The sequence below is a fragment of the Streptomyces eurythermus genome (genome assembly GCF_014649115.1).
Lineage (GTDB): Bacteria > Actinomycetota > Actinomycetes > Streptomycetales > Streptomycetaceae > Streptomyces > Streptomyces eurythermus.
Genome location: NZ_BMSK01000009.1, coordinates 214,007 through 234,492, shown reverse-complemented (window position 1 = coordinate 234,492; position 20,486 = coordinate 214,007). Strand labels below are relative to the sequence as shown.

Here is a 20,486-nt window from a genome sequence, read left to right as displayed (position 1 = left end):
ACCTTCCGACAGGAGCCCTGAGCCATGGCCATCGAGGTCCGCATCCCGACCATCCTCCGCCAGTACACCGACGGTCAGAAGGCGGTGGAGGGCAACGGCGACACCCTCGCCGACCTGTTCGCCGACCTCGAGACCCGGCACGCCGGCATCCAGGCCCGCATCGTGGACGGCGACCAGCTGCGCCGCTTCGTCAACGTGTACCTGAACGACGAGGACGTCCGCTTCCTGGACGGCATCAACACCAAGCTGTCCGACGGCGACAGCGTCACGATCCTGCCGGCCGTGGCCGGCGGCATGCGCTGATCGGCTCCCGAGCAGCGATGCGCTACGACTCCCCGCTGGCCGCGGTGGGCAACACCCCCCTGGTGCGCCTGCCGCGGCTGTCGCCGTCCCCCGACGTGCGGATCTGGGCCAAGCTGGAGGACCGCAACCCCACCGGCTCGGTCAAGGACCGCCCCGCGCTGCACATGATCGAGCAGGCGGAGAAGGACGGCCGGCTCACCCCCGGCTGCACGATCCTCGAACCCACCTCCGGCAACACCGGCATCTCCCTCGCCATGGCCGCCAAGCTCAAGGGCTACCGGATGGTGTGCGTGATGCCGGAGAACACCTCGCAGGAACGCCGGGACCTGCTCGGCATGTGGGGCGCCGAGATCATCTCCTCGCCGGCCGCCGGCGGCTCCAACACCGCGGTGCGCGTGGCCAAGGAGCTGGCCGCCGAGCACCCCGACTGGGTGATGCTCTACCAGTACGGCAACCCGGACAACGCGGGCGCCCACTACGCGACCACCGGCCCGGAGATCCTCGCCGACCTGCCCTCGGTCACCCACTTCGTGGCGGGCCTCGGCACCACCGGCACCCTGATGGGCGTCGGCCGCTACTTGCGCGAGCACAAGCCGGACGTGAAGATCGTCGCCGCCGAACCGCGCTACGACGACCTGGTCTACGGCCTGCGCAACCTCGACGAGGGCTTCGTCCCCGAGCTGTACGACGCCTCCGTCCTCACCACCCGCTTCTCGGTCGGCTCGGCCGACGCGGTCACCCGCACCCGCGAACTCCTCCAGCAGGAGGGCATCTTCGCGGGCGTCTCCACCGGCGCCGCCCTGCACGCGGCGATCGGCGTCGGGAACAAGGCCGTCAAGGCGGGCGAAAGCGCCGACATCGTCTTCGTCGTGGCCGACGGCGGCTGGAAGTACCTGTCCACGGGCGTCTACACGGCGGCCACCACCGAGGAAGCGATCGCCACCCTCCAGGGACAGCTCTGGGCGTAGCGGGATCCGGACGCGCCGGTGGTACGTCACATCCGCACCAGTACTCCTGCGGAAAGGCGGATCCCATGCGCCGTACCACGCCCCTCGTCCTCACGGCGGTCGCGCTGCTCCTGGCCGGCTGCGGCTCCCAGCAGGACACCGGGAGCGGCGGCCGGGCGCCGGCGCCGTCCGGCACCGGAGCGCCGTCGGCCGGCCGGAACGCCGGCGACTGCACCGGTCACGCGAACCTGACGGTCGCCGACCAGGACCGCACCGTCTGCGTGGCCGAGGGCGGCGAGCTCCGGCTCACCCTGGACGGCACCAGGGCCCGCCCCTGGAAGCCGGTCACCGTGAGCGGCAGCGGACTGGAGGCGATCAACGCGGGCCTCGTCCTCCAGCCGGGCGACGCCACGGCCGCCTACCGCGCGGTGGCCGCCGGCACGGTGAAACTCAGCTCGTCCCGCCCCCTGTGCCCCGAGCCCACCGCACCGGACCAGGTGTCCTGCAAGGGCGTCGAGGAGTGGACGGTCACCGTCCGGGTCGGCTAACCGGCCAGGTGCCGTACCTGGTCCCACAGGACCGGGTCGACCACGCCCACCCGGCGGCGGAAGCCGTCCACCGGGACCTCGCGCAGCTCGTCGGTCTCCAGGAAGCTGGGGCGGCCCTGGGCGTCGCCGACCGCGCCGGGCGGCAGCGGGATCACCCCGCTGCGCTCGTCGTGGTACCTGCTGGTGATCTTCGCGACCGTGGCCCGGTCGCCGCGCACGGCCAGCACCAGGCAGGGCCGGTCCTTGTGCCCCGGCCGGTCCTCGAAGGGGACGTGCGCCCACCAGATGTCCCCGGGCGACGGCCGCGGCGCGTGCCCGGACCGCGCGCCCGCCCGGCCCGGGGGCCTGAGGCGCCGCCCGGCGGGCCGGCGGCCCCGGCCCCAGCCGTCGACGAGCGTGGCCACCAGTGCGAGCAGCACCACCGCCGCGAGCGCCAGCCACCAGGACGTGTCCATACGACGACGTTACCGGCGCGCGCCGCACATCGCGCGCCCTCCCGGGAACCCGGTGCGCCCCTGGTCCAGCCGAACCGGTGACAGCACAGGTGAGTTCGCCCACAACGGCCCCTGGCGGAGGAGCGACCCGCGCCCTCGCGCCTTACGCTCGACGGACCGCACGACCCCCGACAGCCCTCATCCGAGTGGCTCCGCCATCTCGCCCACAGCTTTTTCCGCCAACGGAGGTTTCTGCTTCATGAAGCTCACCGTCGTCGGCTGCTCGGGGTCGTTCCCGTCCGCGGAATCGGCCTGTTCGAGCTACCTCGTCGAGGCCGACGGCTTCCGGCTGCTTCTCGACATGGGCAACGGCGCCCTGGGCGAGCTGCAGCGCCACTGCGGTCTCTACGACCTCGACGCGATCTTCCTCAGCCATCTGCACGCCGATCACTGCATCGACATGTGCGCGTACTTCGTGGCCCGCTACTACCGCCACGAGGGCGGCCGGTGCGCCCCCCTGCCGGTCTACGGCCCCGAGGGCACCGAACACCGCCTGACCACGGCCTACGCGGACACCCCCTCCGCCTCCTCCATGAGCGAGGTCTTCGACTTCCACACGGTGAAGCCCTCCACCTTCGAGATCGGCCCCTTCACCGTGCACACCGAGCGGGTCCGCCACCCCGTGGAGGCGTACGGCATCCGCGTCGAGCACGGCGGGAAGTCGCTGACGTACTCCGGCGACACGGGGGTCACCGAGGCGCTGGACGAGCTGGCCCGGGACACCGATCTGTTCCTGTGCGAGGCCGCGTTCACGCACGGCAAGGAAAGCATCCCCGACCTGCACCTCAACGGCCGCGAGGCGGGCGAGACGGCGGCCCGCGCGGGCGCCCGCCGACTGGTCCTCACCCACATCCCGCCGTGGACGGACCCCCAGGTCAACCTGCGGCACGCGCGCGAGGTGTTCCCCGGGCCGGTGGAGCTGGCCGTGCCGCGCCACACGTACGAGATCTGACGCCGGGCACGCGAAAAGGCCCCGGAGCCATGGGCTCCGGGGCCTTCCTCACGTCTCGCTCACGCCTTGGTGAGGTCCTCGACCTCCTCCTCGGGCTCGCGGCCCGGGGTCTTCAGGTCGAACTTGAGGATCGCGAACCGGAAGACCGCGTAGTAGATCGCCGCGAACACCAGGCCGACCGGGATGATCAGCCAGGGCTTGGTCGCCAGGTTCCAGTTCAGCAGGTAGTCGATCGCGCCGGCCGAGAAGTTGAAGCCCGCGTGGACGCCCAGCCCCCAGGTGACCGCCATGGACACGGCCGTCAGCACCGCGTGGATGACGTAGAGGACCGGGGCGATGAACATGAAGGTGAACTCGATGGGCTCGGTCACACCGGTCACGAAGGAGGTCAGCGCGAGGGAGACCATCATGCCCATCACGGCCTTGCGGCGCTCGGGGCGGGCGCAGTGCGCGATGGCGATCGCGGCGGCCGGCAGACCGAACATCATGATCGGGAAGAAGCCGGTCTGGAAGAGGCCGGCGGACGGGTCGCCCGCGAGGAACCGGGTGATGTCGCCGTGCACGACCTCACCGGTGGCGTTCTTGAAGTCGCCGAGCTGGAACCACGCCACGGTGTTGACGAACTGGTGCATGCCGACGGGGATCAGACCGCGGTTGACCAGGCCGAACAGGGCCGCGCCACCGGCGCCGAGGCCGGTCATCCACTCGCCGAAGCTGGTGATGCCGTCGCCGATGGGCTCCCAGACGAGGCTGAAGAGGACGCCGACCAGCGCGCCGACGAAGGCCATCAGGATCGGCACCAGCCGGCGGCCGTTGAAGAAGCCGAGCCAGTCCACCAGCTTGGTGCGGTGGAACCGCTGCCACGTCACGGCCGCGAGCAGACCCATGATGATGCCGCCGAGCACCCCGGGGTTGTTGTACGTCGCCGCGACGATCTTGCCGTTCTCGATGTGCTCCTCGGTCACCGGGAAGGCCTGCAGCACCTTGTCGTAGACGAGGAAGCCGACCAGCGCGGCGAGCGCGGTGGAGCCGTCCGCCTTCTTGGCGAAGCCGATGGCCACACCGATGCAGAACAGGATGGGGAGGCTGCCGGTGATGGCACCGCCCGCGGCGCTGAAGACGGTCGCGACCTTGTCCCAGCCCAGGCCGTCCTTGCCGAAGATGTCGTCCTGGCCGAGCCGGACCATGATGCCCGCCGCCGGCAGGACCGCGATCGGGAGCTGTAGGCTGCGGCCGACCTTCTGCAGGCCCTGGAGCAGGCCCGCCCCCTTCTTCTTCGCCGGCTTCTTGGCCGGGGCCGCCGACTCGGTGGCGGTGGTCATACTTCCTCCATCGGGCAGGGCGCCGCCCGGGAACCATGGAAGGGGACGGCAGCGTCTCTGGTCTACACCACCTGTGGTGTAGACCTGTTGTAGCACGATGAAGGCGGCGTAAGGAACCCGTGATTCCGCGACCGGGGCGCTACACGCTGTGCCCCCCCGCACCCGCGCTGACACGGCCTCAGACCTTGGTGACGTCCTCCACCTCCTCCGCCGGCTCCCGCCCCGGTGTCCGCAGGCCGAACCGGGTGATCGCGACGCGGAAGACGACGTAGTACACGGCCGCCAGGCACAGGCCGATCGGGATGATCGCCCAGGGTCGTGTCGCCAGGTTCCAGTTGATCACGTAGTCGATCAGCCCCGCCGAGAAGCTGAACCCGTCGTGCACCCCGAGCGCCCAGGTCACCGCCATCGACACCCCGGTGAGCACGGCGTGCACGGCGTACAGGGCCGGCGCGACGAACAGGAACGAGTACTCCAGCGGTTCGGTGATGCCGGTCACGAACGAGGTCAGCGCCACCGACAGCATCAGCCCGCCGGTCTCCTTGCGCCGCTCCGGCCGCGCGCAGTGCGTGATGGCCAGCGCGGCGGCCGGCAGCGCGAACATCATGACCGGGAAGAAGCCCGAGGTGAACTGGCCGGCGTTCGGGTCGCCCTGGAGGAACATGTTGATGTCGCCGTGCACCACCGTGCCGTCGGGCTTGGTGTAGCTGCCGAACTGGAACCAGATCGGCACGTTGAGGAACTGGTGCAGCCCCACCACCAGCAGCGCCCGGTTGGCCACCCCGAAGACGCCCGCGCCCCAGGCGCCCGCGTCCCGCAGCCACCCGCTGAAGCCCTCCAGGGCGCCCCCGACGGCCGGCCAGACCAGCAGGCACACCACCGCGACCACGATCGCCGTGAACGCCATGATGATCGGCACCAGCCGGCGGCCGTTGAAGAAGCCCAGCCAGTCCACCAGGCGGGTGCGGTGGTAGCGGGCCCAGAAGAAGGCCGCCAGCAGGCCCATGACGATGCCGCCGAAGACACCCGGGTTCTGGTAGGTGAACGCGGTCACCGTGCCGTTCGCCGCCTGGCAGCCGGTCGTCACCACCTTCGCGCCCGCCGGGCACGCCTCGGGGAACTGCCGGAGCACGCCGTAGTAGACGAGGAAACCGGTCACCGCCGCGAGCGCGGTCGAGCCGTCCGCCTTCTTCGCCATGCCGATCGCGACACCCACGCAGAACAGCAGCGGCAGCCCGAGCTGCCCGTCCAGCAGGGCGCCGCCCGCCCCGCTCATCACCTTGGAGACGTCCGTCCAGCCCAGGCCGTCCGCGCCGAACAGGTCCGGCTGGCCCAGCCGGTTCAGGATGCCCGCCGCCGGCAGCACGGCGATGGGCAGCTGGAGGCTGCGGCCCATCTTCTGCAACCCCTGGAACAGGCCGTTCCAGCGGGCCCGGAGCGGGCCGGCCGTGCTCTCGGCGCTCATGGGTTTGGCGACCTTCCCCACGGTGGTGTAGACCAGTCGGCGGACGGTTCCGCTGTTGTGATCGCCATCATTGGGCACGGACGGCACGACCGCTCGCGAAGATGGGCCAACTGTGGGTTACTGCGACCAAGCGGTTCGGAGCAGGGAGAAGGAATATGGCCAGCAAGGCTGAGAAGATCGTCGCCGGGCTCGGTGGCATCGACAACATCGAAGAGATCGAGGGCTGCATCACCCGGCTGCGCACCGAGGTGTCCGACGCGAGCCTGGTCGACGAGGCCGCCCTGAAGGCCGCCGGCGCCCACGGCGTGGTGAAGATGGGCACCGCCATCCAGGTCGTCATCGGCACCGACGCCGACCCGATCGCCGCGGAGATCGAAGACATGATGTGAACCCCACCGGTTCACCCTGAAGGGGCTTCTCCCGACGCGGGAGAAGCCCTTTCGTTTGCTGCGGCTAGGCTCGGCGGCATGTCTCGCATCGACGGCCGTACGCCCGAACAGCTCCGCCCGGTCACCATCGAACGCGGCTGGAGCAAGCACGCCGAGGGCTCCGTCCTCATCTCCTTCGGCGACACCAAGGTCTTCTGCACCGCCTCCGTCACCGAAGGGGTCCCGCGCTGGCGCAAGGGCAGCGGCGAGGGCTGGGTCACCGCGGAGTACGCCATGCTGCCCCGCGCCACCAACACCCGCGGCGACCGCGAGTCCGTCAAGGGCAGGATCGGCGGCCGCACCCATGAGATCTCCCGGCTCATCGGCCGCTCCCTGCGCGCCGTCATCGACTACAAGGCGCTCGGCGAGAACACCGTCGTCCTCGACTGCGACGTCCTCCAGGCCGACGGCGGCACCCGCACGGCGGCCATCACCGGCGCGTACGTCGCCCTGGCCGACGCCGTCGCCTGGGCCCAGGGCAAGAAGCTGGTCAAGGCCGGCCGGCAGCCGCTCACCGGCACCGTCAGCGCCGTCTCCGTCGGCATCGTCGGCGGCGTCCCGCTGCTCGACCTCTGCTACGAGGAGGACGTGCGCGCCGACACGGACATGAACGTCGTCTGCACCGGCGACGGCCGCTTCGTCGAGGTCCAGGGCACCGCCGAGGCCGAGCCCTTCGCCCGCGACGAGCTGAACGCCCTGCTCGACCTCGCCGTCGGCGGCTGCGCCGAACTGGCCGCGATCCAGCGGGCGGCCCTGGAGGCGACGCGCGCCTGACGAGCCCCAGGGGCCCGTCGGCCACTCACCGGCTTCCGCCGGCAACCCGCCGGGGCCCGGTGGCGTCCCTGTGGGTACGGGCGCGCGGCCTCACCGTCGCGCGCCCGGCCGGCCGTCCCAGGGGAGGGGAACCCGCCATGCCCGCCAGCCGACGCCCACGCCCACGCCGGGCCCGGGTCGCCGTCGTCGCCGCCACGGTGGCCGCCGTCGCGCTCACCGCCGGCCTGACCACCGGCTGTGACGCCGTGGACAAGGCACTGGACTGCGTACAGACCGCCGACGCCATCGCCGACAGCGTCACCGACCTCCAGCAGGCCGTGGAGAACGCCGCGAACGACCCCTCCCGGGCCGACGCCTCGCTCGACTCCATCGAGAAGAACCTCCGCCGGATCGGCGACAAGACCGACGACGCCGACGTCGACAAGGCCGTGGACGATCTCGGCAAGGCCGTGGACAACGTCCGTACGGCGATCAGGAACGGCGACGAAACACCGGACGTGAGCCCGGTGACGGACGCGGCCGGCGAACTGACCAAGGTGTGCACGTCCTAGGCGAAGGTGGGCACGTCCTGGCGGACCGGCGGGCTACGGCGCCGTCCGCTCCGCGTACATCCTGGCGATGACCGCCTCGATGTCCGGCTCCCGCACCGACAGGTCCACCAGCGGATAGCGGGCCGCCAGGTGCGCGACGAGCGGTGCCGCCGACTGCCCCGCCGGGAACGCCAGCCACTGCCGCGGCCCCTCCACCCGCACCACCCGGGCCGACGGCACCTCGACCGGCGGCAGCTCCCGCTCCAGGTCCACCACCAGCGTCCGCTCGCTCTCCCCGGCCTCGTGCAGCCCCGCGAGCGGGCCGTCGTACACCAGCCGGCCGTGGTCGATCACCATCACCCGGGAGCACAGCTGCTCGATGTCCTGGAGGTCGTGCGTGGTCAGCAGCACGGTCGTGCCCCGCTCGGCGTTCACCTCCCGCAGGAACTCCCGCACCCTGGCCTTCGACACGACGTCCAGGCCGATCGTCGGCTCGTCCAGGTACAGCACGTCCGGGTCGTGCAGCAGGGCCGCCGCGATGTCCCCGCGCATCCGCTGCCCCAGCGACAGCTGCCGCACCGGCACGTCCAACAGGGCACCCAGATCCAGCAGTTCCACCAGCCGGTCCAGGTTCTGCCGGTAACGGGCGTCCGGGATGCGGTACATGCGGTGCGCCAGCCGGTAGGAGTCGATCAGCGGCAGGTCCCACCACAGCGTGGTCCGCTGCCCGAACACCACCCCGATCCGGTGCGCCAGACGCGTCCGCTCCCGCGCCGGGTCGATCCCCGCCACCCGCAGCCGCCCGGCGCTCGGCGTCAGGATCCCGGTCAGCATCTTGACGGTGGTCGACTTCCCGGCGCCGTTCGGCCCGATGTACCCGACCATCTCCCCGCGGGCCACGGTGAACGACAGCGAGTCCACCGCCCGCACCTCGCGCCTCTCCCGCCGCCACAGCCCGGTCCTGCGGCGCACCTGGAAGACCTTCTCGACGTTCTCCAGCGTGATGAAGTCGCCCACGTCAGCTCCCTGTGCTGCGATACGAACGAAGTCCCGCCCGCCAGGCCAGCCCCGCGAGCGCGCAGCACGCCACCGCCACCAGCGGCGAGGCGAACGCGGTCCACCGCGGCAGGTCCAGCGGATACGGCCGGCCCAGCACATAGGTCGCGGGCAGCCAGTTGACGAAGGCCAGCGGCAGCACGAACGTCACCCCGCGCACCAGCTCCTTCGCGAACACCGTCGGCGGGTACTGCAGCAGCGTCGTCCCGCCGTAGGTGAAGGCGTTCTGCACCTCCGAGGCGTCCTGCGCCAGGAACTGGAACGCGGCCCCCGCCACGAACACCGCGCAGAAGATCCCGCAGCCGCCCGCCACCATCACCGGCATCAGCAGCAGCCGGTCCACCGTCCAGTCGATGTCCACCCGGGTCAGCGACCAGCCCAGCACCAGCGCGCCCTGCGTCACCCGGCCCAGCCGCCGGAGCGCGAACCGGTCGGCGGCCAGCTGCGCCAGCACCGGCGCCGGGCGCACCAGCAGCGTGTCCAGGGTGCCGTCCCGCACCCGCCGGCCCAGCCGCTCCATCGAGCCGATCAGCAGGTCCGCCAGGCCGAAGGAGGTCGCGGACAGCCCGTACAGGAACGCCACCTCGGGCAGCGGGTAGCCGCCGAGCGCGTCCACCCGGGAGAACATCAGCATGATCGCGACGAAGTCGAGGAAGGTCGCCGCGAAGTTCCCGAACGTGGTCATGGCGAAGGACGCGCGGTAGGCCATCGTGGACCGCACCCACATCCCCGCGATCAGCCCGTACGCCCGTACACCCTCGATGATCCGCCGGTCCCGCCCCTCAGCCACCCTGCACCACCACCCGGCGCGTGGCCGCCGACTGCGCGAGCCGCCCGGCACCCAGCAGCACGACCGCCCAGGCGCCCTGGAACAGATAGGTGGGCAGCGGGTCGGCGTGCCCCAGCAGGATGTCCGCCGGGGCCTGCAGCAGCGAGGACCAGGGCAGCACCCGGACGATCTCGCCGAGGGCGCCCGGGATCACGTTCAGCGGCAGCAGCATGCCCGAGCAGAAGTAGCCGAGCAGCCACCCCATCTGCGTGACCCCGGTGCCGTCCAGCAGCCAGAACGCGCTCAGTGCCACCAGGTACCGGATGCCGAACCCGACGAGCATCGCGAGGACCACGGCCACCAGGAACGCCGCCCACCTGCCCGCGTCGGCCGGCAGCGACACCGGGAAGCACAGCGCGCCGAACACGAACGGTACGACGCCCCGGCCCAGCAACTGGAAGAGCGCCCGGCCGAGATCCGCCGCCAGCCACCACAGCTGGAGGTCGGCCGGCCGGTACAGGTCGATCGCCACGTCCCCGGTGCGGATCCGCTCCATCAGCTCGTCCTCGACCCCGCCGCCCCCGATCGCCAGCGTCGACAGGAAGGCCTGGCCCAGCCAGACGTAGGTCACCGCCTGCGCCTGGTCGTAGCCGCCGAGATGGGGCCGCTCGTTCCACAGCGCCTGGTAGGTGTAGACGAGAATGAGGCCGAAGACGGTGTTCGTGAACACCCCTGCCGCAGTGGCGGCACGGTAGGTCGCGTACCGTCGGAACCCCCCTGCCGCGACAGCCGTGTACAACCGTCCCGCGCCCACGCCAGTCGACCTCCTCGGACCACTCGACACCGAAGCGCAGGAGCCTAGTCCGGCGACCCGGCGGCCGGCCACGCGTTTTCCGCCGGAACCGTGCCGGAATCCGGGAACGGAACGCCAGGTGCGAGAGTCTTCAAGCAGGGGGAGCGCAGAAGCGTACGAGGCGTACGGGAACGTACGACGCGAAACAGGAGTCCGTGCACGACATGAGCGACGAGCCGCAGCCGCAGCAGCCGAACGAAGGCGTGGCGCCGGAAAAGCCGCTGCCGGCTGAAGGGCCCGGGAAGCCGGGGGGCCACGAGGAGACGGCCGCCGAACAGCACACCGACCGGTCTCGACGCCCCGAGGGGGCACGCGGGGCCGGCGGCACCGAGGGAACCGGACGGCAGCGCGCCGACCGGCCCGGCGGTGCCCGGGGCGCTGGGGGCACCGACGGCACCGGTGGTGCCGCGGCTGCCGGGGGTGCCCGTAAGGGTCCGGACACGCCGGACCGCGACGACTTCGGCCAGGAGCGCTCCGGGCGCCCGGACGGGCAGTCCGCCGACGGCGCCCGGGCCGCGGGCCGGGCGCCGCAGGACCGGACGGCGTCCGTGGCGCGTGCCCGGCAGGCGGCGCGCGGCGCCCGCGCGGACCAGAAGGGGGGCGCGGACTCCGCCGACGGCGCCGGCGCCCGGAAGGCGGGCGGACCGGCCGGTGCCGGGCCGGCCCAGCCGTCCGAGAGCACCCAGATACTGCGGCGCGTCACCCCGCCCAGGTCCGGCGAGGGCCCCGGGTCCGCGGACCGTACTTCCGGCGGACGGCAGGGCAGCGAGCCCCGGCCCGGCCAGGCGGCCGGCGCCGCTTCGGCCGCCGGCGGGCCGGGTGGCGGTGGGCAGGGTGCCGGTCCGGCGGGCGGTGCCGCCCGTGGTGCCGGTGCCGGTGCCGGGCAGGCGCCCGAGACCACCCAGGTGCTGCGGCGGGTGAGCGCGCCCCGCGCGGGCGAGCCGGGCGCACCCGGTACGAAGACCCCGTCCTCCTCCCCGGCGGAGCCGGGCACCGGCGCGCGCCCCGCCGCCGGGAAGCGCTCCGCCCAGACTCCCGGCACCCAGGGCAGCAAGCCCGCCGGTGCCGCGCCCGCGGCCGGCACCACGAGCACCACCGGCACCTCCTCCCCGGCCGCCGCCCGCGCCGCCCGGGCCGCCCGCGCGGCAGGCACCGCCGGAGCGGCCGGTGCCGGTGCCGCCGCCGGAGCCCAGGGCGCCAAGGCCGCCGGGCTCGCCGGTGCCGCGTCGGCGTCCGCGGCCGGTGCCGGCACCGGTGTTCCTGGGGCCAAGGCAGGCGGTCCCGAGGCCACCCGTGCCGTACCCGGCCCCCGTACCGAATCCGTACCTCCACCGGCGGGCACCCCGGGCGCTCCCGAAGCCGAGACCACCGTGCTCGCCGCGACCGACGGTGACGCGCCCTCGGGCAAGAAGGCCAAGAACGCCAAGAAGGGCAAGCGGCCCAAGCGGACCGGCTGGCGGCGGCTCGTGCCGACCTGGCGCATGGTGCTCGGCACCTGCTTCGTCTTCGTGCTGCTGATCATCGGCGTGTTCTTCGTCGGCTACTCGATGGTGAACATCCCGCCGGCCAACGCGTTCGCGACCAAGCAGAGCAACGTCTACCTGTACGCCGACGGCTCCCAGCTGGCCCGTGACGGCGACGTCAACCGTGAGAACGTCTCCCTCGCGCACGTCTCCAAGGACGCCCAGCACGCCGTCCTGGCCGCCGAGGACCGCGACTTCTACACCGAGTCGGCCGTCGACCCCAAGGCGATGATCCGCGCCGCCTGGAACACCGCGACCGGCAAGGGCAAGCAGTCCGGCTCGACGATCACCCAGCAGTACGTGAAGAACTACTACCTGGCCCAGGAGCAGACGGTCACCCGCAAGGCCAAGGAGTTCTTCATCTCGATCAAGCTCGACCAGAACAAGTCCAAGGACGAGATCCTGGAGGGCTACCTCAACACCAGCTACTTCGGCCGCAACGCCTACGGCATCCAGGCCGCCGCCCAGGCCTACTACGGCCGGGACGCCGACGACCTGGACCCGGCCCGCGCCGCCTACCTCGCCGCGCTCGTCAACGCGCCGAGCGAGTACGACGTCGTGGCCCACCCGGAGAACCGGAAGGCGGCCGTCGCCCGCTGGAACTACGTGCTGGACGGCATGGTCAAGAAGGGCTGGCTGGAGCAGTCCGAGCGGGCCGGGATGAAGTTCCCCATGCCGAAGGAGCAGACGGTCTCCACGGGCCTGTCCGGCCAGCGCGGCTATCTGGTGGAGGCGGTCAACCAGTACCTGACCAGCAACAACATCATCGACACCGACCACCTCGAAGCCGGCGGCTACCGCATCCGGACCACCATTCAGAAGGACCGGCAGGACGCCTTCGTCAAGGCGGTCGACGACCAGCTGATGAGCAAGCTGGACAAGAAGAACAACAAGGTCGACACCTACGTCCGGGCCGGCGGCGCCTCCGTCGACCCCAAGACCGGCGAGGTCGTCGCGCTGTACGGCGGCATCGACTACGTGAAGCAGTACACCAACGGCGCGACCCGCGGTGACTTCCAGGTCGGCTCGACGTTCAAGCCGTTCGTGTTCACCTCCGCGGTGGAGAACGGCTCCACCACCCAGGACGGCCGCACCATCACCCCGAACACGGTCTACGACGGCACCAACAAGCGCCCCATCCAGGGCTGGAGCGGCGGCTTCTACGCCCCCGAGAACGAGGACCAGCGGTCGTACGGCCCGACCACCGTCCGCAAGGCCACCGACCTGTCGGTGAACTCGGTGTACGCGCAGATGGCCACCGACGTCGGCCCGGCCAAGGTCAAGGAGACCGCGGTCGCCCTCGGCGTGCCCGCCGACACCCCGGACCTCTACCCGTCCCCGTCCATCGCGCTCGGCACCGCCACCGCCAGCGTCCTGGAGATGGCGGAGTCGTACGCCACGCTCGCCAACCACGGCAAGCACGGCACGTACAGCCTGGTCCAGGAGGTCACCAAGGACGGCCGGGACGAGATCAGGCTGCCCGAGCGGAACGTGAAGCAGGCCGTCAGCCGGGAGGCCGCCGACACCACCACCTCGGTGCTGCGGAGCGTGGTCGAGAGCGGTACCGCCACCGCCGCGCAGGCCGCGGGCCGTCCGGCGGCCGGCAAGACCGGCACCGCCGAGCGCGACACCGCCGCCTGGTTCGCCGGCTACACCCCCGACCTGGCCACGGTGGTCGCGGTCATGGGCCAGGACCCGGTGACGGCCAAGCACCAGCCGCTGTACGGTGCGCTCGGCCAGGCCCGTATCAACGGTGGCGGCGCGCCCACCGAGATCTGGGCGCAGTACACGCGGCACGCGCTGGAGGGCAAGCCGGTCAAGGACTTCGACCTGCGGCTCCAGCAGGGCGCCGACCGGGTCGAGGAGCCGCCGGCCACCTCGGGCACGGCCGAGCCGGGCACGGACGGCGGCCAGGACACCGGCGGCACCGCCACCGACGGCGGCCAGGACACCGGCGGTCCGTCCGCCACCCCGACCGACGGCGCCACCACGGGCGCGCCCGCCGACGGCGGCCAGACCACCGGCGGCGGGGCCCCCGCGACCGGCGGCACGGCCACCGGCGGTACGCCCACCACGGGCGGGACCACGACGACGACCGGCGGCGGTCCGGCCACGGACGGCGGCGGCACCGCCACCACCGGCGGCGGCACCCCCGGCGGCGGGACGGCCACCGGCGGCGGCACGCCGGGCGGAGGCACCGACGCGGGCGGTGCCACGGCCACGGACGGGGGAGCCGGGGGCGGCCCCGGCCTGTAGATGCGAGGCCCCGGCCCCATGAGGGGCCGGGGCCTCGGCGGTTCAGTGACCGCTGGTCGCCTTCAGTCCCACCACGGCGACCAGCAGCAGGCACACGAAGAAGATCCGGGCGGCGGTGACCGGCTCACCGAGGACCACCATGCCGAGCACCGCCGCGCCGGCCGCGCCGATGCCCACCCAGACGCCGTAGGCCGTGCCGATGGGCAGGGACTTCGCGGCGTAGGACAGCAGGACCATGCTGGCGACGATGCCGGCGCCGGTGAACAGGCTCGGGACCAGGCGGGTGAAACCCTCGCTGTACTTCATCCCGATCGACCAGGCGACTTCCAGCAGACCGGCGACGACGAGCAGGATCCAGGCCATGACGGCACCTCCGAGACGAATGACTCTTCCTGGGGGTGCGTCGTCTTTGCCTTGGACCCGGTACGGCGCGTCTCGTCGGGTTCCTTTCCAACGTAGCAAAGGCACGGCAAAGAGGGCCGGTGACGATGGTCACCGGCCCTCTCGCTGCCGTGTGCTACAGGTACAGCCCCGTGGAGTCCTCCGACCCCTCGAACCGGTCCGCGGCGACGGCGTGCAGATCACGCTCGCGCATGAGGACGTAGGCCACGCCCCGCACCTCGACCTCCGCCCGGTCCTCCGGGTCGAACAGCACCCGGTCGCCGGGCTCCACCGTGCGTACGTTCTGGCCGACCGCGACGACCTCGGCCCAGGCCAGCCGCCGCCCGACGGCCGCGGTGGCGGGAATCAGGATGCCGCCGCCCGACCGCCGCTCGCCCTCACCGGTCTCCTGCCGCACGAGAACCCGGTCGTGCAGCATCCGGATGGGCAGCTTGTCGTGGTGGGGAGTGCTCTGCTCGTTTCTGTTGGCGCTCACGCGTCGAAACCTACCTGTTCCCGGTCAGTCCCTGCGCCGCCGGGCCCCCAGGGCGAGCAGCCCCACGACCCCCACGACGACCATCGCCACGGGCACCACCCGCTCCAGGCGGGGCGCCCCCTCCTCGTCCGTGAACCGCGCCCTCACATCACTCACGACGCGGTTGACCTGCACGTACGCCCGTCCGACCGTGTGATCGACGTTCGCGACGACCTTGGCCTTCGCGTCCCCGACGACGGTCTTCGGATGCACCCGCACCCCGATCTCGTCGAGCGTCTCGGCCAGCACTTCGCGGCGGCGCCTGATGTCCGCCTCGATCTGCGCCGGGGTTCTGGTGTCCGACGTGTCCGCCACCGTACGGCCTCCGAAGTCTGCCGAAATCTGCTGCTGCTTTGACCAACAGTCTGTCAGCTCATGGCCGCACCGCACCGCAAGGGCCCCCGGTTACGCTAGTGCGATGAGCGAGCGACTCCAGCCCGGGGACGTTGCCCCCGCCTTCACCCTCCCCGACGCCGACGGCAACGAGGTGTCCCTTTCGGACCACAAGGGCCGCAAGGTCATCGTCTACTTCTACCCGGCCGCCCTGACCCCCGGCTGCACCAAGCAGGCCTGCGACTTCACCGACAACCTGGAGGTCCTGGCCTCCGCCGGCTACGACGTCATCGGCATCTCGCCGGACAAGCCGGAGAAACTCGCGAAGTTCCGTGAGCAGGAATCCCTGAAGGTCACCCTGCTGGCCGACCCCGACAAGAAGGTGCTGGAGGCGTACGGCGCCTTCGGCGAGAAGAAGCTCTACGGCAAGACGGTCGTCGGCGTCATCCGCTCCACGGTGGTCGTGGACGAGGACGGCAAGGTCGAACGCGCCCTGTACAACGTCAAGGCGACCGGCCACGTGGCCAAGATCATCAAGGATCTGGGCATCTGACGTCCGCGGGCACTGCCCGGCCGCTAGCATGGCCGGGCAGCACCAGGCGGCCGTGGTGGAATTGGCAGTCACGCTGGGTTTAGGTCCCAGTGGGGTAACTCCCGTGAGGGTTCGAGTCCCTCCGGCCGCACCAGAGATCAGCCCAGCAGCTCCCGCACCACGGGGACGAGCGCCCGGAACGCCTTGCCCCGGTGGCTGATGGCGTTCTTCTCCTCTGGGCTCAGCTCCGCGCATGTCCGCGTCTCGCCCTCCGGCTGGAGGATCGGGTCGTAGCCGAAGCCGTTCGTGCCGGCCGGGGCGTGCCGCAGCGTGCCGCGCAGCTGCCCCTCCACCACCCGCTCGGTGCCGTCCGGCAGCGCCAGGGCCGCCGCGCAGGCGAAGTGGGCCGCGCGGTGCTCCTCGGCGATGTCGGAGAGCTGGGCGAGCAGCAGCCTGAGGTTGGCCTCGTCGTCGCCGTGCCGGCCGGCCCAGCGGGCGGAGAAGATGCCGGGGGCGCCGCCCAGGACGTCCACGCACAGCCCGGAGTCGTCGGCGACGGCCGGCAGCCCGGTGGCCCGGGCCAGGGCGTGCGCCTTCAGCAGGGCGTTCTCGGCGAAGGTGACGCCGGTCTCCTTCACGTCGGGGACCTCGGGGAAGGCGTCGGCGCCGACCAGTTCGTGCGGCAGTCCGGCCTCGGCGAGGATCGCCCTCAGCTCGGTGATCTTTCCGGCGTTGCGGGTGGCGAGGATCAAGCGGGTCATGCCCGACAGTATTCCTTCCCGCCCGGCCACCCCCTCGCCTGCCCCGCACTCATCAGGCGACGCCGGGGAACTCCAGTTCTGGTCCGGGAGTCGGACAGGCGGGGACAATTGTGCGCGGGGATCACCGAACGGGTGGAGCTGATGGAACCTACCGAGACGACAACACCGGAGCGGGCCGCGTCGTACCGCACCATGACGGCGTTCACCCCCGCCGACGAGGAGCGCCGGCGCGGGGTGCGGCGCATGAAGCTCACGGCGACGGGCCTGCTGCTGTTCGTCGCGGTGGTCTACGTCCTCGCCAAGGTCGCCCAGAACGCTGGCGCCGGGGCCTGGGCCGGCTATGTCGCGGCGGCGGCCGAGGCCGGCATGGTGGGCGCGCTCGCCGACTGGTTCGCGGTCACCGCCCTGTTCCGGCACCCGCTCGGGCTGCCGATCCCGCACACCGCGATCATCCCCACCAAGAAGGACCAGCTGGGCGTCTCGCTGGGCGAGTTCGTCGGGGAGAACTTCCTCTCCGAGGACGTCGTACGGCAGCGGCTGCGCGCGGTCGGCATCGGCAGCCGGCTCGGCGCCTGGCTGGCCGAACCCGAGCACGCCGACCGGGTGACGGCGGAACTGGCCACCGCCCTGCGCGGCGCCCTGACCGTGCTGCGCGACTCGGACGTGCAGGCGGTCGTCGGCGAGGCGGTCACCCGGCGGGCCGACGCCCAGGAGATCGCGCCGGGCATCGGCAAGATGCTGGAGAAGGTCGTCGCCGACGGCGGGCACCGGCGGATGGTGGACCTGGTCGTGTCCCGCGCCCACGACTGGCTGGAGCTGCACCGGGCCGATGTGATGGTGGCCGTCGAGGGCGGCGCGCCCGGCTGGACGCCCCGCTTCGTGGACCGCAAGGTCGGCGAGCGCGTCTACAAGGAACTGCTGCGGTTCGTCACCGAGATGCGGGACATGCCCTCGCACCCGGCGCGCGGCGCGCTGGACCGCTTCCTCACCGACTTCGCCGGCGACCTCCAGTCCGACACCGACACCCGGGCGCGGGTGGAGCGGCTCAAGAGCGAGGTGCTGGGCCGCGGCGAGGTGCAGGACCTGATCGCGTCCGCCTGGACGGCCGTACGGTCGATGATCGTGGCCGCGGCGGAGGACGAGCGCAGCGAACTGCGCCGCCGGGTGCGGTCCGCGCTGCTGTCCCTGGGCGCCCGGATGGCCACCGAGCAGAAGATGCAGGGCAAGGTGGACGCCTGGGTGGAGGGCGCCGCGGTGCACGTCGTGACGACCTACCGCAAGGAGATCACCTCGCTGATCACGGACACCGTGGCGGGCTGGGACGCCGAGCACACCACCCGCAAGATCGAGGCCCACATCGGCCGCGACCTGCAGTTCATCCGGATCAATGGCACGGTGGTGGGATCCCTCGCGGGACTGCTGATCTACGCGGTCTCGCGCGGCCTGGGAGCCTGACCGGGACTGTTCCGGCGCGGTCGGGGCACCCGCTTTTCCGTCCTTCGACGAGGAGGGAGCCCATGAGCGAAGCGGAGACGCCGACCGCGCGGACCGGCCGGACGATCACCACGAACATCCCCGCCCGGCTGGACCGGCTGCCCTGGTCCCGCTGGCACTGGACCATTGTGATCGGGCTGGGCACCGTATGGATCCTGGACGGCCTGGAGGTCACGGTCGTCGGCAACATCGCCGGCCGGCTGTCGGAGTCCGGCAGCGGCCTGGCGATCTCCTCCGGGCAGGTCACCGGCGTCGCCGCCGCGCTCTACGTCGCGGGCGCCTGCTCCGGAGCCCTGTTCTGGGGCCGGCTGACCGACCGGTTCGGCCGCCGGAACCTCTTCATGATCACCCTGGCGGTGTATCTGGCCGCGACCGCCCTGACCGCCTTCTCCTGGCAGGCCTGGTGGTTCTTCCTGTTCCGCTTCCTGACCGGCTTCGGTATCGGCGGCGAGTACGCGGCGATCAACTCCGCCATCGACGAGCTGATCCCGGCGGCCTACCGCGGCCGGGTCGACCTGGTCATCAACGGCAGCTTCTGGCTGGGCGCGGTCGGCGGCTCCCTGCTGTCGATCGTCGCGCTGAACACCGACCTGCTGGCCGCGAACCTCGGCTGGCGGCTGACCTTCGCGCTCGGCGCCGTCCTCGCGCTGGTCATCCTCCTGGTACGGCGGCACGTCCCGGAAAGCCCGCGCTGGCTGCTGATCCACGGCCGGGACCGGGAGGCCGAGGAGATCGTCTCCGGCATCGAACGCCGGGTGGAGGCCGAGCGCGGCGAACGGCTGCCGGACGCCGAGGGCGAGCTGGAGATCCACCAGCGCAAGAGCGTCTCCTTCCTGGAGATCGCCCGCACCGTCTTCGGCCGCTACCGCAGGCGCGCGGTCCTCGGCTTCTCCCTCTTCATCGGCCAGGCGTTCCTCTACAACGCCATCACCTTCGGCTTCGGCGCCATCCTGACCAAGTTCTACGACGTGCCCGCCGACCACACCGGCTACTACTTCGCGGTGATCGCGGCCGGCAACTTCTGCGGCCCGCTGCTGCTCGGCAAGCTCTTCGACACGGTCGGCCGGCGCGTGATGATCTCCTCGACCTACCTGCTGTCGGGCCTGCTGCTGTTCGGCACGGCCTGGCTGTTCGACCGGGGCGCGCTGAGCGCGGCCACGCTGACCGCCTGCTGGTGCGCGGTGCTCTTCTTCGCCTCGGCGGGCGCCTCCAGCGCCTATCTGACGGTGTCGGAGATCTTCCCGATGGAGACCCGCGCCATGTCCATCGCCTTCTTCTACGCGATCGGCACGGCGGCCGGCGGCATCAGCGGCCCGCTGCTGTTCGCCGACCTCACGGGCACCGGCCGGGTCCGGGACACGGTCCTGGCCTTCTCCATCGGCGCGGCGCTGATGTGCGCGGCCGGCCTGGTCGCGGTGTTCCTGGCGGTACGGGCCGAAGGCCGCTCCCTGGAGGACATCGCCCGCCCGCTGACGGCGGTGGCGAGCCGGGCCAAGGCGGCGGCGCGGCCGGGTTCGCGGGGCGGCGGCCCCTCGGCCCCGCCGGCGGCGAGCAGGCCGTGAGCGTACGGCGCCGGGTCGCCGGGGTCGCCGGGGGGCGGCTGGGTCCGGCTCTCAGGCGCCGGTGGTGGAGCCGGGGCGGACGATCATCAGGACGGTGACGGCGGCCCAGAGGAGGTTGAAGAGGCCGGTGGCCATGGCGAGGCGGGCGGCGGGGTTCCGGGTGCCGCCGCCGTCGGATTCGAGCAGGGCGGTCTGGGCCGGGAGGATCACCGCGGCCAGGACGAGGGCGGCGAGGGCGGTCAGCGCGATGGACACGACCAGCCAGGGGCTGCCGAGCACGCCCATCTCGCTCGCGGTGGCGAAGCCGAAGACCGGGACGACGACGCCGACGACGGCGTAGACCCGGCATATCCGGTGCAGCAGGTGGAGGCTCGCGGTGGCGTCGGCGGAGCCGGAGCCGGGGCCGGTGGCGGCCAGGGCCCGGCGGGCGGCGGGCGGGAACATGCTGGCGGCGACGGCGACGGGCCCGATGGCGAGGATCGCGGCGATGACGTGCACGGCGAGGAGGAACTTGGTCACGGGGCGACGCTAGGAGGCGGCGGGATCACACGGAAGCGGCGGGATTGCCACCTGTCAACGGATTCCCGCCACCGGTGGCGGACGGCGTACACCCCATGTCCGGCCTGCTCGCCGGGGGTTGGCGACAACCGGTCGTACGGCTAGGTTCC

The 20,486-nt window shown here is 72.1% G+C and carries 22 protein-coding genes, 1 tRNA gene and 1 riboswitch; of the genes, 12 read left to right on the top strand and 11 right to left on the bottom strand.

What is annotated here, in order from left to right; translation table 11 throughout:
- Positions 1–24 precede the first annotated feature (24 nt).
- The 3 genes from IE251_RS19315 to IE251_RS19305 all read left to right on the top strand — a co-directional run bounded on the left by IE251_RS19315 (position 25) and on the right by IE251_RS19305 (position 1,798).
- Entirely contained in the window at positions 25–303 is a 279-nt protein-coding gene (locus IE251_RS19315; RefSeq protein WP_189754224.1) for a MoaD/ThiS family protein, read from the top strand.
- 17 nt (positions 304–320) lie between these two features.
- Positions 321–1,271 carry a PLP-dependent cysteine synthase family protein gene (locus IE251_RS19310; protein WP_189754223.1) on the top strand — a complete coding sequence of 317 codons (951 nt, stop codon included), beginning with the start codon at positions 321–323 and terminating at the stop codon, positions 1,269–1,271.
- A gap of 65 nt (positions 1,272–1,336) precedes the next feature.
- Positions 1,337–1,798, top strand: coding sequence for a hypothetical protein (locus IE251_RS19305; protein ID WP_189754222.1), 462 nt, complete (start codon positions 1,337–1,339; stop codon positions 1,796–1,798).
- Here IE251_RS19305 and IE251_RS19300 read toward each other — a convergent pair.
- Positions 1,795–2,253 carry a type II toxin-antitoxin system PemK/MazF family toxin gene (locus IE251_RS19300; RefSeq protein ID WP_030782717.1) on the bottom strand — a complete coding sequence of 153 codons (459 nt, stop codon included), beginning with the start codon at positions 2,251–2,253 and terminating at the stop codon, positions 1,795–1,797. The genes IE251_RS19305 and IE251_RS19300 overlap by 4 nt on opposite strands.
- 238 nt (positions 2,254–2,491) lie before the next feature.
- Between IE251_RS19300 and IE251_RS19295 the strand changes: the two genes are divergently transcribed.
- On the top strand, positions 2,492–3,244 hold the full coding sequence (locus tag IE251_RS19295; RefSeq protein WP_030782714.1) for an MBL fold metallo-hydrolase: 753 nt from the start codon (positions 2,492–2,494) through the stop codon (positions 3,242–3,244).
- A gap of 59 nt (positions 3,245–3,303) precedes the next feature.
- On the opposite strand, the gene IE251_RS19290 is transcribed toward IE251_RS19295, so the two are convergent.
- On the bottom strand, positions 3,304–4,566 hold the full coding sequence (locus IE251_RS19290; RefSeq protein ID WP_189754221.1) for a PTS transporter subunit EIIC: 1,263 nt from the start codon (positions 4,564–4,566) through the stop codon (positions 3,304–3,306).
- A 178-nt stretch (positions 4,567–4,744) separates the two neighbouring features.
- Positions 4,745–6,031, bottom strand: coding sequence for a PTS transporter subunit EIIC (locus IE251_RS19285; protein ID WP_189754220.1), 1,287 nt, complete (start codon positions 6,029–6,031; stop codon positions 4,745–4,747).
- A gap of 155 nt (positions 6,032–6,186) precedes the next feature.
- Here IE251_RS19285 and IE251_RS19280 point away from each other — a divergent pair, with 155 nt between their 5' ends.
- The 3 genes from IE251_RS19280 (at position 6,187) to IE251_RS19270 (ending at position 7,784) form a co-directional block, all read left to right on the top strand.
- Positions 6,187–6,420: a PTS sugar transporter subunit IIB gene (locus IE251_RS19280; RefSeq protein ID WP_030610403.1), complete on the top strand. Its 234-nt coding sequence runs from the start codon at positions 6,187–6,189 to the stop codon at positions 6,418–6,420.
- A 78-nt stretch (positions 6,421–6,498) separates the two neighbouring features.
- On the top strand, positions 6,499–7,233 hold the full coding sequence (rph, locus tag IE251_RS19275) for a ribonuclease PH (RefSeq protein ID WP_189754219.1): 735 nt from the start codon (positions 6,499–6,501) through the stop codon (positions 7,231–7,233).
- Between the two features lie 137 nt (positions 7,234–7,370).
- Positions 7,371–7,784: a hypothetical protein gene (locus IE251_RS19270; protein WP_189754218.1), complete on the top strand. Its 414-nt coding sequence runs from the start codon at positions 7,371–7,373 to the stop codon at positions 7,782–7,784.
- Between the two features lie 33 nt (positions 7,785–7,817).
- On the opposite strand, the gene IE251_RS19265 is transcribed toward IE251_RS19270, so the two are convergent.
- From IE251_RS19265 to IE251_RS19255, 3 genes are read right to left on the bottom strand one after another with little or no spacing between them, the layout of a single operon-like run.
- Positions 7,818–8,801, bottom strand: a complete 984-nt coding sequence (locus tag IE251_RS19265) for an ABC transporter ATP-binding protein (RefSeq protein ID WP_373302029.1) — start codon at positions 8,799–8,801, stop codon at positions 7,818–7,820.
- Entirely contained in the window at positions 8,782–9,609 is an 828-nt protein-coding gene (locus IE251_RS19260) for an ABC transporter permease (RefSeq protein ID WP_229896846.1), read from the bottom strand. Before IE251_RS19260 ends, IE251_RS19265 begins: the two co-directional genes overlap by 20 nt.
- Entirely contained in the window at positions 9,602–10,402 is an 801-nt protein-coding gene (locus tag IE251_RS19255; RefSeq protein ID WP_189754216.1) for an ABC transporter permease, read from the bottom strand. Before IE251_RS19255 ends, IE251_RS19260 begins: the two co-directional genes overlap by 8 nt.
- A 1,409-nt stretch (positions 10,403–11,811) precedes the next feature.
- On the opposite strand from IE251_RS19255, the gene IE251_RS19250 reads away from it, so the two are divergent.
- A complete protein-coding gene (locus tag IE251_RS19250) occupies positions 11,812–14,220 on the top strand; it encodes a transglycosylase domain-containing protein (protein WP_229896856.1) in 2,409 nt (802 codons plus the stop codon).
- Between the two features lie 42 nt (positions 14,221–14,262).
- On the opposite strand, the gene sugE is transcribed toward IE251_RS19250, so the two are convergent.
- From sugE to IE251_RS19235, 3 genes are all read right to left on the bottom strand, one after another.
- On the bottom strand, positions 14,263–14,583 hold the full coding sequence (gene sugE / locus IE251_RS19245; RefSeq protein ID WP_030610391.1) for a quaternary ammonium compound efflux SMR transporter SugE: 321 nt from the start codon (positions 14,581–14,583) through the stop codon (positions 14,263–14,265).
- Positions 14,584–14,617: 34 nt separating this feature from the next.
- Positions 14,618–14,690, bottom strand: a riboswitch (guanidine-III (ykkC-III) riboswitch).
- Positions 14,691–14,737: 47 nt separating this feature from the next.
- Positions 14,738–15,097, bottom strand: a complete 360-nt coding sequence (locus IE251_RS19240; RefSeq protein ID WP_030610388.1) for a GroES family chaperonin — start codon at positions 15,095–15,097, stop codon at positions 14,738–14,740.
- Between the two features lie 24 nt (positions 15,098–15,121).
- Positions 15,122–15,451, bottom strand: a complete 330-nt coding sequence (locus IE251_RS19235; RefSeq protein ID WP_189754215.1) for a DUF3618 domain-containing protein — start codon at positions 15,449–15,451, stop codon at positions 15,122–15,124.
- Between the two features lie 103 nt (positions 15,452–15,554).
- Between IE251_RS19235 and bcp the strand changes: the two genes are divergently transcribed.
- Together bcp and IE251_RS19225 are read left to right on the top strand one after the other, a co-directional pair.
- Positions 15,555–16,022 (top strand): thioredoxin-dependent thiol peroxidase, encoded by a 468-nt coding sequence (gene bcp / locus IE251_RS19230; protein WP_189754214.1) that lies wholly within the window; start codon positions 15,555–15,557, stop codon positions 16,020–16,022.
- 46 nt (positions 16,023–16,068) lie between these two features.
- Positions 16,069–16,155 (top strand) — tRNA-Leu (locus IE251_RS19225).
- Positions 16,156–16,159: 4 nt separating this feature from the next.
- On the opposite strand, the gene rdgB is transcribed toward IE251_RS19225, so the two are convergent.
- Positions 16,160–16,762, bottom strand: coding sequence for an RdgB/HAM1 family non-canonical purine NTP pyrophosphatase (gene rdgB, locus IE251_RS19220; protein WP_030782678.1), 603 nt, complete (start codon positions 16,760–16,762; stop codon positions 16,160–16,162).
- Positions 16,763–16,903: 141 nt separating this feature from the next.
- Between rdgB and IE251_RS19215 the strand changes: the two genes are divergently transcribed.
- Positions 16,904–18,217, top strand: coding sequence for a DUF445 domain-containing protein (locus IE251_RS19215; RefSeq protein ID WP_229896845.1), 1,314 nt, complete (start codon positions 16,904–16,906; stop codon positions 18,215–18,217).
- A 62-nt stretch (positions 18,218–18,279) separates the two neighbouring features.
- On the top strand, positions 18,280–19,818 hold the full coding sequence (locus IE251_RS19210) for an MFS transporter (protein ID WP_189754213.1): 1,539 nt from the start codon (positions 18,280–18,282) through the stop codon (positions 19,816–19,818).
- 51 nt (positions 19,819–19,869) lie between these two features.
- On the opposite strand, the gene IE251_RS19205 is transcribed toward IE251_RS19210, so the two are convergent.
- Positions 19,870–20,337 (bottom strand): hypothetical protein, encoded by a 468-nt coding sequence (locus tag IE251_RS19205; protein WP_189754212.1) that lies wholly within the window; start codon positions 20,335–20,337, stop codon positions 19,870–19,872.
- Positions 20,338–20,486 lie beyond the last annotated feature (149 nt).

What these genes read in the sequence shown, in the direction of transcription:
- IE251_RS19315 (WP_189754224.1), top strand. Translation starts at nt 25, where the DNA reads ATGGCCATCGAGGTCCGCATCCCGACCATCCTCCGCCAGTACACCGAC.
- IE251_RS19310 (WP_189754223.1), top strand. Translation starts at nt 321, where the DNA reads ATGCGCTACGACTCCCCGCTGGCCGCGGTGGGCAACACCCCCCTGGTG.
- IE251_RS19305 (WP_189754222.1), top strand. Translation starts at nt 1,337, where the DNA reads ATGCGCCGTACCACGCCCCTCGTCCTCACGGCGGTCGCGCTGCTCCTG.
- IE251_RS19300 (WP_030782717.1), bottom strand. Translation starts at nt 2,253, where the DNA reads ATGGACACGTCCTGGTGGCTGGCGCTCGCGGCGGTGGTGCTGCTCGCA.
- IE251_RS19295 (WP_030782714.1), top strand. Translation starts at nt 2,492, where the DNA reads ATGAAGCTCACCGTCGTCGGCTGCTCGGGGTCGTTCCCGTCCGCGGAA.
- IE251_RS19290 (WP_189754221.1), bottom strand. Translation starts at nt 4,566, where the DNA reads ATGACCACCGCCACCGAGTCGGCGGCCCCGGCCAAGAAGCCGGCGAAG.
- IE251_RS19285 (WP_189754220.1), bottom strand. Translation starts at nt 6,031, where the DNA reads ATGAGCGCCGAGAGCACGGCCGGCCCGCTCCGGGCCCGCTGGAACGGC.
- IE251_RS19280 (WP_030610403.1), top strand. Translation starts at nt 6,187, where the DNA reads ATGGCCAGCAAGGCTGAGAAGATCGTCGCCGGGCTCGGTGGCATCGAC.
- rph (WP_189754219.1), top strand. Translation starts at nt 6,499, where the DNA reads ATGTCTCGCATCGACGGCCGTACGCCCGAACAGCTCCGCCCGGTCACC.
- IE251_RS19270 (WP_189754218.1), top strand. Translation starts at nt 7,371, where the DNA reads ATGCCCGCCAGCCGACGCCCACGCCCACGCCGGGCCCGGGTCGCCGTC.
- sugE (WP_030610391.1), bottom strand. Translation starts at nt 14,583, where the DNA reads ATGGCCTGGATCCTGCTCGTCGTCGCCGGTCTGCTGGAAGTCGCCTGG.
- bcp (WP_189754214.1), top strand. Translation starts at nt 15,555, where the DNA reads ATGAGCGAGCGACTCCAGCCCGGGGACGTTGCCCCCGCCTTCACCCTC.
- rdgB (WP_030782678.1), bottom strand. Translation starts at nt 16,762, where the DNA reads ATGACCCGCTTGATCCTCGCCACCCGCAACGCCGGAAAGATCACCGAG.
- IE251_RS19215 (WP_229896845.1), top strand. Translation starts at nt 16,904, where the DNA reads ATGGAACCTACCGAGACGACAACACCGGAGCGGGCCGCGTCGTACCGC.
- IE251_RS19210 (WP_189754213.1), top strand. Translation starts at nt 18,280, where the DNA reads ATGAGCGAAGCGGAGACGCCGACCGCGCGGACCGGCCGGACGATCACC.